This window comes from Pseudonocardia halophobica (assembly GCF_050948485.1).
Lineage (GTDB): Bacteria > Actinomycetota > Actinomycetes > Mycobacteriales > Pseudonocardiaceae > Pseudonocardia > Pseudonocardia halophobica.
The window spans coordinates 5,151,485-5,165,820 of record NZ_CP192046.1; the positions used below are offsets into that span (position 1 = coordinate 5,151,485).

The following is a 14,336-nucleotide window of genomic DNA, read 5'->3' on the forward strand; positions in this document are numbered from 1 at the left end:
TCATGGCACCGGCATGTCGTGCCACAACTGAACAGTAGTGCCGTGCTGAACTGGGTGGGCGCGGCAGGGATCGAACCTGCGACCGCTCGGGTGTAAAGCGCGCGGCACTCTCCTCTCAGGCCTCCCACCAGCAACAATTCTGGCGCGTCAGACCTCTCCAGCCTCAGTAACAGCGACTCTCAACGGGATTTCGTGTCACAAGTGGTGTCACGGGCGGGCGATTGTGGCACTTTCGCGATGACCGACCTGCGACCGCGAGCCGCGCAGCCAGCCACGCCCCGCGACATAGAGATGTCACTTTCGCATACGTCACAGCTCGAATGTCCCACACCCGGCGGCCGTACTCGGAGGGGTGACCGTGGCCGCCTCCGCGCGGCTCGTCAAGCGTTCACGACGCCCTCGACGCCGGACGACGACGCTGACTACGCTGTGACTTTCGCCCTGCCTACCGACACCCGAGGTTGGAGCTGTACGTCTCCCCTATGCCGCGGGCGAGCGCGACGAGTTCGGCTTCCCACTGTCGTCGAAGCACAAGCAGCTGGAGTCGCTGATCTTCTTCGACGACGTTCGCGTACCCCGCGACTGGGGTTCCTCGACCGCAAGCCAGAGCTGGTGGTGGTCGACGAAGGCGATAGCCATGGCCCGGCGTCGGCGCTGCGCACCCGGCGGCCGAGGGCAACGGCATCATGGGTGCCAAGTACGTCCGCGACAAGCTCGCGCGGATGATCGCGTGGGCTGAGACCGTCCGCGGGCTCGCCGAGCTCCCCGCGGTGCGTGCTCGTGAGGGCGCTCGGGGCGTGTGGCTGCCCGACCCCCTCGCGGTGAACATGGCGAAGTACACCTTCGCCCAGGGCTACACCGAGGCCACCCCAACGCTGGCCGACCTGGCCGGCGGCCTGCTCGCCACCGGACCTGGCGCCGAAGACTGAGAGAACCCGTAGATTCGCGCCGTCCTGGAGAAGTACTACGCCGCGGCGGTGCCGGCCGCGGAGCGCCTACGCATCCTCGACTTCATCGGCGACCTCACCGCCCGCGGCTGCGGTGGCTCCAGACCGTTCCTCGCCAATCACGCCGAAGGATCGCTCGAGGCCGACAAGAAACAGATCGTCCGCTCCTACGACCCACCACCGCTGTCGACTATGTCAGCGGGCTCGCCGGCATCTGACCGCTGGCGAAGGAGAATCCCCCTGACCGCGGTCGAGGAGGCCCGGACGGCCGCACGCACCCCTTACTGAGTGACGGTCGAACGCCCGCTTCCCTCGCTCAGCGTGCGGACATCCGGATGGCGCCGTCCATCCGGATGGTTTCGCCGTTGAGGTAGTCGTGCTCGACGATCATCGAGACCAGCCGGGCGTACTCGATCGGATCGGCGAGGCGCTGCGGGAAGGTCACCGACGTAGCAAGGCTCGCCTGCACCTCCTCTGGCAGGCCCGTGAGCATCGGGGTGCCGACGATGCCCGGCGCGATCGTGCACACCCGGATCCCGAACTGGGCCAGATCCCGCGCCGCGGTGATCGTCATTCCCGCGACGCCGGCCTTGGACGCGGTGTAGGCGATCTGCCCGATCTGCCCCTCGAACGCCGCCACAGAGGCGGTGTTGACGACGACGCCGCGTTGGCCGTGCTCGTCCGCCTCGGTCGTGGCGATCCGCCCCGCCGCAAGCCGCATGACGTTGAACGTACCGAGCAGGTTGACCTTCAGCACCGTGTGGAACAGCTCCAGGTCGTGCACGCCGTTCCTCGAGAGGATGCGTCCCGTCGGGGCGATGCCGGCGCAGTTCACGACCAGTCTCAATGGGCCCGGCCCATCAGCAGCGCGCGCGACGACCTCTCGCACCGAGGTCTCGTCCGTGACGTCCGCGGCGAGCAGGGTCACGCCGTCCGGCACAGTCGACGCGACTGTGACCGCCTTCTCGAGGTCCAGGCCGTACACCGACGCACCGTGCTTGGCCAAGTGCGCGGCCGTGGCGGCGCCGAGACCGGACGCGGCACCGGTGACCAGCGCGGAAATTCCGTCGACTTGCATGGAAGCGACCTCTCCTCGATGAGCGGATGATCCGCGGTCATGCGGCGTACTGGTGGAAGCCTCGCCCGCTCTTGCGGCCGAGCAGCCCCGCCTCGACCATGCGGTTCAGCAGTGGCGGCGGCGAGTAGAGCGGCTCCTTGAACTCCAGGTACATCGACTCGGCGATGGCCTTGACCGTGTCCAGACCGATGAGGTCGGCGAGCTGCAGCGGGCCCAGGGGGTGCGCGCAGCCCTGCACCATGCCGGTGTCGACGTCCTCCGCCCGCGCGTATCCGGACTCGACCATCCGGACGGCCGAGAGCAGGTACGGCACCAGGAGCGCGTTGACGATGAAACCGGCGCGGTCCTGACACCGCACGGACTGCTTGCCAAGGGTGGCCTCGACGAAGTATTCGACCCGCTTGGTCGTCTCGTCCCCGGTCAGCAGCGAGGGCACGAGCTCGACGAGGGAGAGCACGGGGACCGGGTTGAAGAAGTGGACGCCGATGACCTGCTCCGGCCGCGATGTGGCCATCCCGAGTTTCATGATCGGGATGGAGGACGTGTTCGAGGCGAGCACGGCGTCCGGGTCGGTGACGATCCTGTCGAGCGCGCGGAAGACCTCGACCTTTGCGGCCTCGTCCTCGAGCACGGCCTCGATGACCAAAGACCGGTCGTGCAGTGCGGCCAGGTCCCCGACAGCGGAGATCCGCTCGCTCGCCGCGACGGCGGCCTCGGGCTCGAGCTTGCTCTTGCGTACGGCCCGCTCCAAGGACGAGTCGACGCGCGCCTTCGCCCGCGCAGCCGCGGCGTCGTCCGCCTCGGCGATGATCACCTCGCAGCCCGCGCGTGCGCAGACCTCGGCGATCCCGGATCCCATCAGACCGCCCCCGACGACCCCGATCCGCCCGAACTCCGCGGGAACGGCGCTCATCGGCGACCCCTCCCCCGGCCGGGACGGAGCAGGGCCGCCGATTCGCGGGCACCTCTCTCGACGCTGCGCGACAGGTGAACTCCGATGTCCATGTCGGACCTCCAGACGAGAGCGGGTAGGGAATTCAACGACCGGTCCAGCGGGCGCGCGCGTCTCCCGGAACGCGCATCCAGCCGGTCCTCCGAGGTGCACGGGTCCGGACCGGCGGCAGGATCACCGCAGCCATCAGCGGGAGCGTGTGGCCCTTGGTCATCGTGGCCTTCATCGCCGGAGACCGAGCGGAGCGTTTCGTGCGATCGATCCGGCGGGCTCGGTAACGGCCTTATCGAGGGTCCCCTCGCTCGACCAACCTTTGGACTGTCCCCCGGGGGACGAGCTCGTCGACGAGCCGCAGCTCACCGGTGAAGAGCATCTCGCACGCCACCCCGTGGGGAGCCGGCGCTGCAGCGCGCGGCAGGCCCTCGCCGAGACCGAGGGCGCGACAAGGCCCAACTGGTCCACTGTCGTCATCGCGTTCCGGACCGAGGGCCGGTCGATGGTCAGCCGGCAGATCCCGTTCGCCCGCTCGACTCGCAGCCCGTCCGCCATCGACGCCTCCCTCTCCCTCCGTCAGCGCCTCTTCCCAGCGTGGACGCATAAAATCTTACTACAATAACCAGCGTATGCCCCGAGGCACTACGCCACCGAGTCCCTCACTGCGTGAGGAGTGCACAAGAGCGTCGGACCCGGTCGGAGACCCACGAACGAGGCCCCGGTCGGTGCACGTCGGACAGGGACGCCTTCTGCTCGCTCGGCTCCGCCGATGTCCGGACAGGAAAGGCCGCTCAGCGGGTCAGCAGCCGGCCGATCCAGTCCTGGCGAGCCTTCCTGACCGCCCGCGACACGGCCGCGTCCGGCGCCAGGTTGTCGAAACCGTGGAACCCGCCCGGCCAGACGTGCAGCTCCGCCCGGCCGCCCGCCGCCCAGATCCGGCTCGCATACGCCACGGCCTCGTCCCGGAAGGTCTCGGCCGACCCGACATCGACGAAAGTGGGCGGAAGGCCGGACAGTTCGGTAGCGCGAGCCGCCGCCGCGTACGGCGACACGTCCGGACCACCCCGGCGCGAACCCAGAAGGGAGTCCCAACCGGTCTGGTTGGCCACGTGGTCCCAGACTCCCAGACCCTTCATCTGAAGGCTCGAGACGGTGTCGTTGCGGTCGTCGATCATCGGGCAGGCGAGCAGCTGGCCGAAGACAGCCGGCCCGCCTCGGTCACGGGACAGCAGCCCGAGACCCGCGGTGAGGCCGCCACCCGCGCTCGCCCCGGCGATCACGATCCGCTCCGGGTCCATGCCCAGCTCATCGGCGTGCCCGGCGGTCCAGACCAGACCGGCATAGACGTCCTCGATCGGGGCAGGGTCGGGGTGCTCGGGCGCAAGTCGGTACTCCACGGACACCACGATCATGCCGTGCGGCTCGGCGAGGTCCAGCATGGAGTCGGTCGACGACCGCCGATTGCCGGAGATCATTCCGCCACCGTGAGTGTGATAGATCGCCGGGGCGGGCGCCTTCAGGTTCCTGGGGGTGCAGATCAACAACGTGAGGTCCGGAGCCCCGGCCGGGCCCGGTACCCGCCGCTCCTCGATCCTGTAGGCGCCGCCGCGGGCAAGCGCCTCGTCAGTCGGCGCGCCGGCGTCCATGAAGCCCCGCACCGTGTGGATCATGTCCGGGGTCACGCTCGGCGGCATGACCTCGTTGACGGCGACCAGGACGGCCGCGCACTCCGGGTCGAACGGCGGAGGGACGCGACCCTCCGCAAGGCCCTGGGACAACTCTTTCTCCTTCTCGTCGTGACGCTCGCGAAGGTGCTGACCTGGCACTTGACCACCTCGGAGTCCTGCTCGGTCACGGTGGGACCGCGGGCAGGGCGCCCCGACCGGGTCACCAGTCGACGGACCGCAGCACCAGGCGGCGGAGGTGCCGGGGGTTGTCGTCGACTGCCCCGGAGCGCGCGTGCTGGACGGCGAGGTTGTCCCAGACCACCAGGTCGCCGTTGCTGTAGTGGTGCGAGTAGGTGTTGTCCTCGGTGTACAGCGCGGCGAACAGCTTCTGCAGCAGCGCCTCGCCCTCCTCCGAGCTCTCGCCGAACTCGACGATGTGGCTGGTGTAGAACTCGCTGACGAACAGCGCCTTCCGGCCGCTGTGCGGCAGCGTGATGACGACCGGATGGGTCGCCTTCCGGATGTCGTCGATCGTGCGGCCCGGGCGGAGGTCGGTGACGAGCTGCCGGTTCGACTCGCCGTAGGGGTCCTCCAGGTCGAGCATGTGGAACGCGGTGAGCTTCTCGATCTCCTCCTGCAGCTCCGGCGACAGGCTCTCGTAGGCGCGCACGCCGTTGGCGAAGCTGGTGGGCGGCGAGGTCGGTGAGACCTCCAGCGCGTAGAGCGAGGTGCCCGCGCGAGGGTTGGGCCGGTAGGCGCCGTCGTTGTGGAACAGCAGCCGGGCGTTGCCCGCCTCCGCCGCGTTCTCCACCTTCTTGTTCGTCATGAACTGCACCTGGGCGCCGTTGTCGAAGGTCTCGAGCGGGCCCAGGTACTTGATGAAGCGGTCGTGGTCCTCGCCCTCGAGCTGCTGACCCTTGACCACCAGCATCAGGTGATCGGCGAACGCCCGCCGCATCGTGGCGAGGTCTGCATCGTCTAGCGGCTTCGTGAGGTCGGCGCCCCGCACTTCGGCACCGAGGGGACCCTCGAGAGGAACGATCTCCATGCCGCGTCTCCTTCCGGATGCCACCCGCCTCGTCACGAGTGGTCGTGGCCACGATTCTGGGGATGGCCCTCGACCATGTCAACAGGTAACCTGTTCAAATTGCCTGAGCGAAAGACCAGGACCGTCATCGCGTGCACGACTCGTCGCCCCCTTGAACGATAGTAAGAGTAAGCAGTTTCGGGCTGAGGCACGCGGGAGGCTGCGCGACACCGCGGCCACCAGCAAACGAAGGAGAACAATGAAGATCGGCATCGTCGGGCTCGGGAACATGGGCAAGCTCATCGCGGCCGCCGTCGTCCGCGCCGGCTTCGAGACCTACGTCTACGACCTCCGCGCCGAGGCCATCGCGGAGCTGGTCGAGCAGGGCGCCAAGGGCACCACCTCGGTCAAGGAGCTCGCCGAGGCGGCCGACGTCATCGGCGTCGTCGTGCTCAACGAGCCGCAGGTACAGAGCGTGGCCGACGAGATCGTCGCCGTCGGCCTGCCGCGCACCCTGATCGTGCACAGCACCGTCACCCCCGCCTTCGTCCAGGGCCTGGCCGAGAGCCTCGCCCCCGCGGGCATCGGCGTGCTCGACGCACCCGTGGCCGGCGGCCTCGCCCGCGCCCGCACCGGCGAGCTGACCGTCATGGTCGGCGGCACCGACACCGACGCCGCGAAACTCGCCCCGCTGTTCGACGCGTTCGGCCGCGAGATCTTCCACGTCGGCCCCCCCGGCGCCGGCTCGGCCGCCAAGCTCTCGGTCAACTTCATGACCATCGCCGGCTACGCGCTGCAGATCGAGGCGATGAACTTCGCCCGCGCCTACGGCCTCACCGAGGACGCGCTGAGCAGCGTGCTCACCACCAGCAACGCCGACTCCCGCGCCGTACGCACCTGGGGCCTACAAGACCGGCTGCGCGCCAGCGTCCCCGCGGGCACCACCCCCGCCCAACTGGTCATGAAAAAAGACCTCAGCTCGTTCACCACCGCCGCAGGCCGCGCCGGACTGGTCTCCCCGCTCGCCGCCGTCGCCGCCGAAACCCTGGTCAACCGCGTCGAAGAACGCGACACCTACCTCGACAGCATCGGCGGGCGCCCCGACACCCCCCAATGCACCACCTGCGGCCAAGAGCTCATCCCGCCCTTCCGCGAGGCCGGCGAGCACCCCGAGTGCGCCCGTGCCTGACCCGCTGGACCCCCGCCCGCTGTTCAACGTCGACGGCCGAGTCATCGTCCTCACCGGCGGCACCGGCGGACTGGGCTCCGCCACCGCGCGGGGCCTCGCCGCCTGCGGCGCGCACCTCGTCGTCGTCGGCCGGGCCGCGGACCGGCTGCAGGAGATCGTCGCCGGAATCCAGGACACGGGCGGCTCGGCCGTCGGGGTCACCGCGGACATCACCCTCGCCGCGGACCGCGCCGCGGTCGTCGACACGGCGGTCGCCGAGTTCGGCGGCATCGACGTGCTGATCAACAACGCCGGCGTGACCCACCGGGTGCCGGTCGCCGAGCTGGACGTCGAGACCTACCGCCGCATCAACGGCATCAACGCCGAGGCCGCGCTGTTCCTCGCCCAGGCCGCTTACCCGCACCTCAAGGCGCACGGCAACGGGAGCGTCGTGAACGTGCTGTCCATCGGCATGTGGAGCAGCGGGGCGAACTCCGTGCTGTATCGCTCCACGAAGTCCGCCCTGCACGGGATGACAATGGTCCTCGCCCAGGAGTCGGCGCCGGACGGCATCCGCGTCAACGCGGTCGCGCCCGGCACCTTCGAGGCGGGAATGGGCACCGCCATCTCCGCCGACCGGGTCGCCGCGCAGGTCGCGCGGACCCCGATGCGACGCCGGGGCCGACCCGAAGAGATCGTCCCGACCATGCTCTACCTGGCCAGCGATGCGTCGTCCTACGTCACGGGGACCACGCTGCGCGTCGACGGCGGCACCGTCTCGCTCTGACGAGGCCGCCACCCCTACACACGAAGGAGGCCCGGATGTCCGAGGTCCCCCCGCCCCCTCCCGGTTTCAGGTCCGGCCTGGAGGGCCAGGTCGCGTTTCGCACCGAGATCGCCGAACCCGACAAGGACGGCGGCGCCCTGCGCTACCGCGGCGTCGACATCGAGGACCTGGTCGGCCAGGTCACCTTCGGCAACGTCTGGGCCCTGCTCGTCGACGGCCGCTTCGGGCCCGGCCTCCCCCCGGCCGAGCCGTTTCCCATCCCGGTCCACACCGGCGACGTCCGCGTCGACGTCCAGGCCGCGCTCGCCATGCTTGCCCCGCACTGGGGCTACAAGGCGCTGCTCGACACCTCGGTCGAGGAGGCCCGCGAGCAGCTCGCCCGCGCCTCGGTCATGGCCCTGTCGTATGTCGCGCAGTCCGCGCGCGGCATCGGGGTCCCGGCCGTCTCGCAGTCGCGCGTGGACGAGGCGAAGACGATCACCGAGCGGTTCATGGTCCGCTGGAAGGGCGACCCTGACCCGGCGCACGTCCGCGCAATCGACGCCTACTGGGTCTCCGCCGCCGAGCACGGCATGAACGCCTCCACCTTCACCGCCCGTGTCATCGCCTCGACCGGTGCCGACGTCGCGGCCTCCCTCTCCGGGGCCATCGGCGCCATGTCCGGACCCCTGCACGGCGGCGCCCCGGCCCGCGTGCTGCCCATGATCGAGGAGGTCGAACGCACCGGAGACCCGGAGGCACTGGTCAAGGGGATCCTGGACCGCAAGGAGAAGCTCATGGGCTTCGGGCACCGGGTCTACCGGGCCGAGGACCCGCGGGCCCGCGTACTGCGCCGGACCTGCCAGGAGCTCGACGCGCCCCGCTACGAGGTCGCGGCCGGGCTCGAGCAGGCCGCCCTGAAGACCCTGCGCGAGCGCCGCCCCGACCTGACCATCGAGACCAACGTCGAGTTCTGGGCCGCGGTCATCCTGGACTTCGCCCAGGTCCCGCCGCACATGATGCCGGCGATGTTCACCAGCGCCCGAACCGCCGGCTGGTCGGCCCACATCCTGGAGCAGAAGCGGGAGAACAAGCTGGTCCGCCCGTCGGCCCAGTACATCGGCCCCGGTCCGCGCAAGCCCCAGGACGTCGCGGGCTGGGCGCTCATCGGCTGACCGGCGCCCTGCGATCGCCCGCCGGACCCGCTCCGGGTCCAGCGGGAGGTCCACGCCGCGACTGCGCCTCGGCCGCAGCCGTGTACCTGGCGAAGGGCCCGGACGGGCTGAGCTGCTGCCGGATCGACGCGGGGCAACGATCTCGAACGACTCGTCATGGCCGCGCCGCGGTTCAACGCTCTGTCCTGCTCCTTACCCCGCGGCCTCAAGGAGTTGCCTGCGTACGGAGCAGACCGGGCCCCGGTACGCGGTTCGGCATCCACGACCAGTGCCAGAGCGGCGCCGCGAGCGATGTAGCCGCGGCGGGTCCGGCTCCCCGCCTGGCATACTGACCGTGTCGTAGGTCGCCGGACGACACGGCTGGCTGCAGCCCGCTCACGCCGTGAGGTGGGCGGCCTTCCGGCCCGCCACTGGGGAGGTCACGCGTGCACGGTCCCGCTCGTCGGGCGATGAAGCAGTCGGAGATCGTCGCGCGTCAGATCTCACAGCAGATCGTGGACGACGATCTGGCCGAGGGAACTCGGCTGCCGCCCGAGAAGAGCATGGTCGAGGAGTACCAGGTCGGCCGCAGCACGCTCCGTGAGGCGCTCCGGCTGTTGGAGAACCGCGGCGTGCTGAGCATCAAGACCGGCCGGGAGGGCGGACCCGTCGTCCGGCGCCCACACCCGTCCGACCTGGGCGAGGCCATCAGCCTCGCGCTGCGGTTCGACGGGGTGACCGCGGAGCAGGTCGTCGCGGGGCAACGCGCCCTGGTCCCTCGGCTGGTGCGGCTGGCCGCCGAGAACGTGTCCGCGGCCCAGCTGGCGGCGATCGGCGAGTGTCTCGACCGCATGGACCTCTACGTCGAGCAGATCGCCGTCTTCGAGACGGAGAGCCGCCGCTTCCACACCATCGTCGCCGAGGCGGCACAGAGCCCGGTGTTGGCGATCCTGGTCAGCGCCGTCGACGCGGTCCTGGACGGCTTCCGGGCCGACGACCCGATCCCGGACACCCGGCAGGCCACACGTGCCGCCCGGGTGAAGTACACCGAGCTCCACAAGCGCCTCCACGAGGCCCTCGGTCGACGGGACGGTGACGCCGCCGCCGCAGTGGCCCTGGAGCTCATCGACATGATGACCTTCCCGCCCCAGGGACGGCCCGGGTCCCGTCGCGGGGTCACGGGCGGTGCTCGGGCGCGCGAACGCCGTGCCAGCGAGCGGACGGCCTAGCTCACGCGGGCGCCTCGGTGATCGGGGTCCACTGGACGGGTCGCTGGGTCACGTCCCGGTAGCGGCCCATCCAGGCCTCCCTCGAGTCCTGGAGATGGCCCTCCATCATTGCCTCGGCGCCGGGCGCGTCCCCGGCGGCAACGGCCTTGAAGATGCGCTCGTGCCAAGTCAGCGCGATCTGCCGCTGGTTTTGACTGAATCCTGCGTCGACAGCACCGAAGGCGATACCGTCGGCCACCCACTCGACCGCGCTGCTGAGCAGTTCCAGGACCGGGCTTCCCGCGGCCTGTGCGATCAGTTCGTGGAACCGAAGGTTCTCGGCATGGAAGACCGCTGACTCGTCGATGAACGACGCCATGCGGTCCACGCAGTCCCGGAGCGCGTCGAGCGCGGCCTGGTCCGCGTTCTTGGCCGCCATTCCCGCCAGCAGCGGCTCCAGTGCTTGCCGAGCGGCGAACACCTCGGAAAACGCCACGCCCTCGAACTGGAGGATGAGGGTCATGGCCTCCCCGAGGTCCGAGGGACGCGGACGACGGACGACCGGCCCCCCGTCCCTCCCGGTCCGGATGCTCAAGATCCCTCGGCTCTCCAGCAGGCGGAGCGCCTCGCGGAGCGTGCTCCGCCCGACCTGGTACTCCTCGAGCATGGCGCGCTCGGTGGGGAGCCGTGTCCCCTCCCCGAGCCCGTCCCCGAGGATCTGGGCGACGATCTGCCTCGCGACGATCTCGGACTGCTTCATCGCGCGGGCGGCGGGACCGGACATTCATTCATCCCCTCGACTACCGGCAGGTGGACCTGCAGGCCCTCTCCGGCGCGCTCCCACGTCCGGCGTTCAAAGCGTAAGCATAGTTGGGCGAGTCAAATACGTCCGGGGCCCGGGCCCGAGCCGCCCGCAGCGGACCGGTTCACCAGTTGAGCGACTCCAGCACGAGTCGTCGCAGGGTGCGCGGGTTGTGGTCGATCTGGCCGGTGCGGGCGTGCTGGACGGCCCAGTTGTTGAACAGCACCAGGTCGTCGTTGGCGTAGTGGTGGGTGTAGACGTTGTCCTCGGCGTAGGCGTAGGAGAACAGGGTCTGGATGAGCTCCTCGCCGCGCTGCGAGTCCACGCCGTACTCCACGATGTGGCTGGTGTTGAACTCGTTGACGAACAGCGCCTTCTCCCCGGTGTGCGGCACCGTGATCACCAGCGGGTGCTCGTAGGACTGGATGCCGGACAGGTCCGCACCCTCGGGGTAGTCCGCGAGGCGCACCCGCTTCTGCTCGGCCTCGGTCTCGTACATGTCGAAGGCGTTGCAGGCGTGCAGGTTCTCGATCTCGTCCTTGATCTCCTGCGGCAGGTTCTTGTACGCCCGCACGGTGTTGGCGAACGCGGTCGGCGGCGAGGTCGGCGAGACGTCCTGGGCGTAGAGACAGGTGCCCGAGGCCACCTTCTCCCGGTAGGCGCCGTCGTTGTGGAACAACAGCCGCCGCGACCCGGCCAGCGACGGGTTGTCCTTGATGACGTTGGACAGGTACTCGACCTGGGTGCCCCACCGGAAGGTGTGCAGCTCACCCAGGGTCTTCACGAACCGGTCCTGGTCCTCGTCGCGCAGCTTCTGCCCGCGGACCAACACGACACCGCCCCTGTCGAACGCCTCCCGCAGCACCCCGACCTCGTCGGTGTCGAACGGCTTCGACATGTCCAGGTCCCGCAGCTCGACACCGAGGCTGTCGGTGATGGGAACGGCCTTCATCCTCATGCTCCTCTCCGAGCCCGGGAAGGGGTGGCGGCTCGTCGTCCCGAGCGTTATTAGTGCACAGAGTATGTCTTTTTCGTCACCTCCGACAAGATGCCGGTCTTGACGGCCGGGCTGCGATCACCGCGCGGCCACATCTGCAGATCCGGACACCCTTGCTGGCGGGCCTCCTGCCCATGCATCGTTTCTGACCTGCGTGTGATCGGAAACGACTCCGCGACGGCCAAAGGAACAGAGCCCTGGGGCGGGGTTGGCCCGATGTTCCACCCGCGACACCGAGCTCGAGGTAACACTGCGCATGTAAAGGGTGGAGCGGACTGCCGAGCGGGCTCGACTGCGGCGGCTGAGCCACAGACTGTGCCCTGCACGTGATCGCCCTGGCCGAGACCCGCTGCATCGGACCCGGCTCGCCTGCGTCGAGCTGTTCCTCGCCGCCGACAAGACCGCGAACCGTCTCCCTTGACGCAGCGGCACCGCTGCCATCTCGTCGAGCATCGAGGCGCCGGACGTGGAGGACCCGATCAGGACCGCCGAGGCCCTGGTTCATGGCCTTCGTGGCGGCCAGCTTCGTCATCTCGTAGTGGGTCCAGCGCGTCGTTGGACACCAGGTCCAGGCCTCCTCGTCGGTTTCTGCGGCGATGATCGGACGTACTCGGCCGCGGGCGGCAACGCCGCCAGGCGCGATATGGGCGCGAAGACCGCGATCTGGGGCTTATCTAGACACAGCCTGGCTCCCAGGGGCCCTGGCAAGCATGCCGAGGGGCCCACCACGCCGGTTCGGCAGGGACGTCGTCCGCTCTCCCGGTCGTGCTGGCATGGTGGACAGCCATGAGGAACGCCGACGACCTGGCCGGACTGGCCGCTGCGGTCCGTGAGACCGCGGGCCTCGTCATCCGCAGGGTCCGGTACGAGAGCGGAAGCTCGCTCACCTGGTCGCAGAGCGCCTTGCTCAGCGACCTGTCCCGGCGGGGCGAGGCCACCGCCAGCCAACTCGCCGACGATCAGGGCCTGCGTGCCCAGACCGTGTGGGCCAACCTCGAAACGCTGGAGAAGCGCGGGCTCGTGGCACGGGAGCGGGACGCGAACGACCGCAGGCACGTCCGTACCCGCCTGACCGACCTGGGTCGACAAGAGCTCGAGGCGGACCGCAGGGTCCGGGACGCCTGGATCGTCAGCGTCCTGGCCGACGAGTTCACCACCGACGAACGCACCACCCTGTCGGCCGCTCTCGGGCTTCTGACCAGGCTGGCCGAGTCGAACCTCGGCAACCGCCCGCGGCGCACGGGCCCGGCCTGAGCCAGTCCGTCCCCTCACCGGACCGCCCGGCCCGCGAGGGCTGGCTGGCGGTTCCGTACCCTCTGCGGGCGCAGACCCCGCGCGCCACGGTCGCTCACCCGGGCATCAGGACGGGACGGGGATCGTCACGTCGTAACGGGTGAAGCGGTGGCTGCCCCGCTCGCGCTGCATGGTCTGCTCGCCGTTCGGGTCCCTGCGGACGCCGCGGGCGAGCAGGAAGCGGAGGAGCTTGGTCTGCGCGCCCTGGCTCGTGTCGTTCCCCTGCTCCCACAGCAGCATCGGGCGCCCGATGCAGACGTGCGGGCCCGCGCCGAAGGCGAGCCCGAAGTGCGCGACCTTCGGGTCCGACGGGATGCGGTGCGGATTGTAGGACTCCGCGTCGTCACCGAAGATCGACTTGTCGTGATCGGCCTCCATCAGGTACCCCGCGACAAGCGTGCCCTTCGGGATGACGCGACCGGTCGACTCGAGCGTGACATCCGAGGCCGCACGCCGTGACAGGAACGGGCGGGTCGCGCGGTGCAGCCGCAGCGTCTCCTTGACGGCCGCGTTGAGGAAGGCCCGCTCCCCCGTCTTCGCGCGGTCCTCGGGGTGCTCGTCCAGCCAGCGCTGCAGGTCGTCGATCGCGAGGGTGGCCTGCAGCACGGGGTTGTTCACCGACGCCGCCAGCAGCTGCACCGCCTCGGTGAAGATCAGGTCGTCGGCGACGGGCGGGTCCGCCTTCAGCAGGCTCGTCAGCAGGTCACCGGGCAGCTCGTCGTCCGACAGGCCGGAGGCGACGAGGGCGCGCCGGCGCTCCAGGCTGGGGTCGAACAGCTCCTCGCGGATCGTCGTGCGCGCCACGCGGAACTTCTCGAGGGCCGTCGCTCGCTGGTCCTCGGGCATGTACTGGATCGTGATGCCCGCGACCAGCGGGACCGCCAGCGACACGAACTTGGAGGTCTGCTCCGGGCTGTCCACGCCGTCGATGCCGACGAAGCTCGCGGTGAAGCGCCAGATGATTCCCCGCAGGAACTCGACGAGGTCGAAGTGGAGGAGCCCGTCGACCGGCTTCACGGTCGCCTCGAGGTGAGCGAGGTTGTCCGCGAACACCTCGTCCATCAGGGTCCCGTCCGCGCCCCACGGTCGACTCGGGTTGATCATCCGCATAAGGGCCCGGCGCCGCGACAGGTGCTCACGCCCGTCGATGGACACGAGCGTGCCGTGCGCGAACTCCGAGGACTCGGCCACTGTGCCGCCCGCGAGGAAGTCCCTCCCGCGGCGCAGGATCTCCTCGACCTCGCGGTACTCCGTCAGCTCCACGACTGGACGAGAACCCTCTG

The 14,336-nt window shown here is 69.8% G+C and carries 12 protein-coding genes and 1 pseudogene; 6 read left to right on the forward strand and 7 right to left on the reverse strand.

What is annotated here, in order from left to right:
- Positions 1-659 precede the first annotated feature (659 nt).
- Positions 660-1,235, forward strand: a pseudogene (locus ACQP04_RS24440) (4-hydroxyphenylacetate 3-hydroxylase C-terminal domain-containing protein); the annotation flags it as partial.
- A 28-nt stretch (positions 1,236-1,263) separates the two neighbouring features.
- Here ACQP04_RS24440 and ACQP04_RS24445 read toward each other — a convergent pair.
- The 4 genes from ACQP04_RS24445 to ACQP04_RS24460 form a co-directional block, all read right to left on the reverse strand.
- On the reverse strand, positions 1,264-2,025 hold the full coding sequence (locus tag ACQP04_RS24445; RefSeq protein WP_433502897.1) for an SDR family NAD(P)-dependent oxidoreductase: 762 nt from the start codon (positions 2,023-2,025) through the stop codon (positions 1,264-1,266).
- A gap of 37 nt (positions 2,026-2,062) precedes the next feature.
- Positions 2,063-2,938 carry a 3-hydroxybutyryl-CoA dehydrogenase gene (locus ACQP04_RS24450; RefSeq protein WP_433502898.1) on the reverse strand — a complete coding sequence of 292 codons (876 nt, stop codon included), beginning with the start codon at positions 2,936-2,938 and terminating at the stop codon, positions 2,063-2,065.
- Between the two features lie 824 nt (positions 2,939-3,762).
- Positions 3,763-4,653, reverse strand: coding sequence for an alpha/beta hydrolase (locus ACQP04_RS24455; protein WP_433502899.1), 891 nt, complete (start codon positions 4,651-4,653; stop codon positions 3,763-3,765).
- Between the two features lie 205 nt (positions 4,654-4,858).
- Positions 4,859-5,686, reverse strand: coding sequence for a TauD/TfdA dioxygenase family protein (locus tag ACQP04_RS24460; RefSeq protein WP_433502900.1), 828 nt, complete (start codon positions 5,684-5,686; stop codon positions 4,859-4,861).
- Between ACQP04_RS24460 and ACQP04_RS24465 the strand changes: the two genes are divergently transcribed.
- The 4 genes from ACQP04_RS24465 (at position 5,685) to ACQP04_RS24480 (ending at position 9,982) form a co-directional block, all read left to right on the forward strand.
- Positions 5,685-6,854 (forward strand): NAD(P)-dependent oxidoreductase, encoded by a 1,170-nt coding sequence (locus ACQP04_RS24465; protein WP_433502901.1) that lies wholly within the window; start codon positions 5,685-5,687, stop codon positions 6,852-6,854. The two genes, ACQP04_RS24460 and ACQP04_RS24465, sit on opposite strands and share 2 nt — an antisense overlap.
- The gene (locus ACQP04_RS24470) at positions 6,847-7,620 is read left to right on the forward strand and encodes an SDR family NAD(P)-dependent oxidoreductase (protein WP_433502902.1); all 774 of its coding nucleotides are present in this window, start codon (positions 6,847-6,849) and stop codon (positions 7,618-7,620) included. The genes ACQP04_RS24465 and ACQP04_RS24470 overlap by 8 nt, the downstream gene beginning before the upstream one ends.
- 35 nt (positions 7,621-7,655) lie before the next feature.
- Positions 7,656-8,774 (forward strand): citrate synthase 2, encoded by a 1,119-nt coding sequence (locus ACQP04_RS24475; protein ID WP_433502903.1) that lies wholly within the window; start codon positions 7,656-7,658, stop codon positions 8,772-8,774.
- A gap of 449 nt (positions 8,775-9,223) precedes the next feature.
- Positions 9,224-9,982, forward strand: a complete 759-nt coding sequence (locus ACQP04_RS24480) for a FadR/GntR family transcriptional regulator (protein WP_433502904.1) — start codon at positions 9,224-9,226, stop codon at positions 9,980-9,982.
- A 1-nt stretch (position 9,983) separates the two neighbouring features.
- Here the strand turns inward: ACQP04_RS24480 and ACQP04_RS24485 are convergent, their stop codons facing one another.
- Entirely contained in the window at positions 9,984-10,745 is a 762-nt protein-coding gene (locus ACQP04_RS24485; RefSeq protein ID WP_433502905.1) for a FadR/GntR family transcriptional regulator, read from the reverse strand.
- 142 nt (positions 10,746-10,887) lie between these two features.
- Positions 10,888-11,715 carry a TauD/TfdA dioxygenase family protein gene (locus ACQP04_RS24490; RefSeq protein ID WP_433502906.1) on the reverse strand — a complete coding sequence of 276 codons (828 nt, stop codon included), beginning with the start codon at positions 11,713-11,715 and terminating at the stop codon, positions 10,888-10,890.
- Between the two features lie 831 nt (positions 11,716-12,546).
- On the opposite strand from ACQP04_RS24490, the gene ACQP04_RS24495 reads away from it, so the two are divergent.
- Positions 12,547-13,014, forward strand: a complete 468-nt coding sequence (locus ACQP04_RS24495; RefSeq protein WP_433502907.1) for a MarR family winged helix-turn-helix transcriptional regulator — start codon at positions 12,547-12,549, stop codon at positions 13,012-13,014.
- A 105-nt stretch (positions 13,015-13,119) separates the two neighbouring features.
- On the opposite strand, the gene ACQP04_RS24500 is transcribed toward ACQP04_RS24495, so the two are convergent.
- Complete coding sequence (locus tag ACQP04_RS24500; RefSeq protein ID WP_433502908.1) at positions 13,120-14,316, reverse strand: cytochrome P450; 1,197 nt, start codon at positions 14,314-14,316, stop codon at positions 13,120-13,122.
- Positions 14,317-14,336: the final 20 nt, after the last annotated feature.

Bases quoted from the DNA above. Each gene is read 5' to 3' on its own strand.
- ACQP04_RS24445 (WP_433502897.1), bottom strand. From the start codon at position 2,025: ATGCAAGTCGACGGAATTTCCGCGCTGGTCACCGGTGCCGCGTCCGGT.
- ACQP04_RS24450 (WP_433502898.1), bottom strand. From the start codon at position 2,938: ATGAGCGCCGTTCCCGCGGAGTTCGGGCGGATCGGGGTCGTCGGGGGC.
- ACQP04_RS24465 (WP_433502901.1), top strand. From the start codon at position 5,685: ATGCCGCGTCTCCTTCCGGATGCCACCCGCCTCGTCACGAGTGGTCGT.
- ACQP04_RS24460 (WP_433502900.1), bottom strand. From the start codon at position 5,686: ATGGAGATCGTTCCTCTCGAGGGTCCCCTCGGTGCCGAAGTGCGGGGC.
- ACQP04_RS24475 (WP_433502903.1), top strand. From the start codon at position 7,656: ATGTCCGAGGTCCCCCCGCCCCCTCCCGGTTTCAGGTCCGGCCTGGAG.
- ACQP04_RS24480 (WP_433502904.1), top strand. From the start codon at position 9,224: ATGAAGCAGTCGGAGATCGTCGCGCGTCAGATCTCACAGCAGATCGTG.
- ACQP04_RS24485 (WP_433502905.1), bottom strand. From the start codon at position 10,745: ATGTCCGGTCCCGCCGCCCGCGCGATGAAGCAGTCCGAGATCGTCGCG.
- ACQP04_RS24490 (WP_433502906.1), bottom strand. From the start codon at position 11,715: ATGAAGGCCGTTCCCATCACCGACAGCCTCGGTGTCGAGCTGCGGGAC.
- ACQP04_RS24495 (WP_433502907.1), top strand. From the start codon at position 12,547: ATGAGGAACGCCGACGACCTGGCCGGACTGGCCGCTGCGGTCCGTGAG.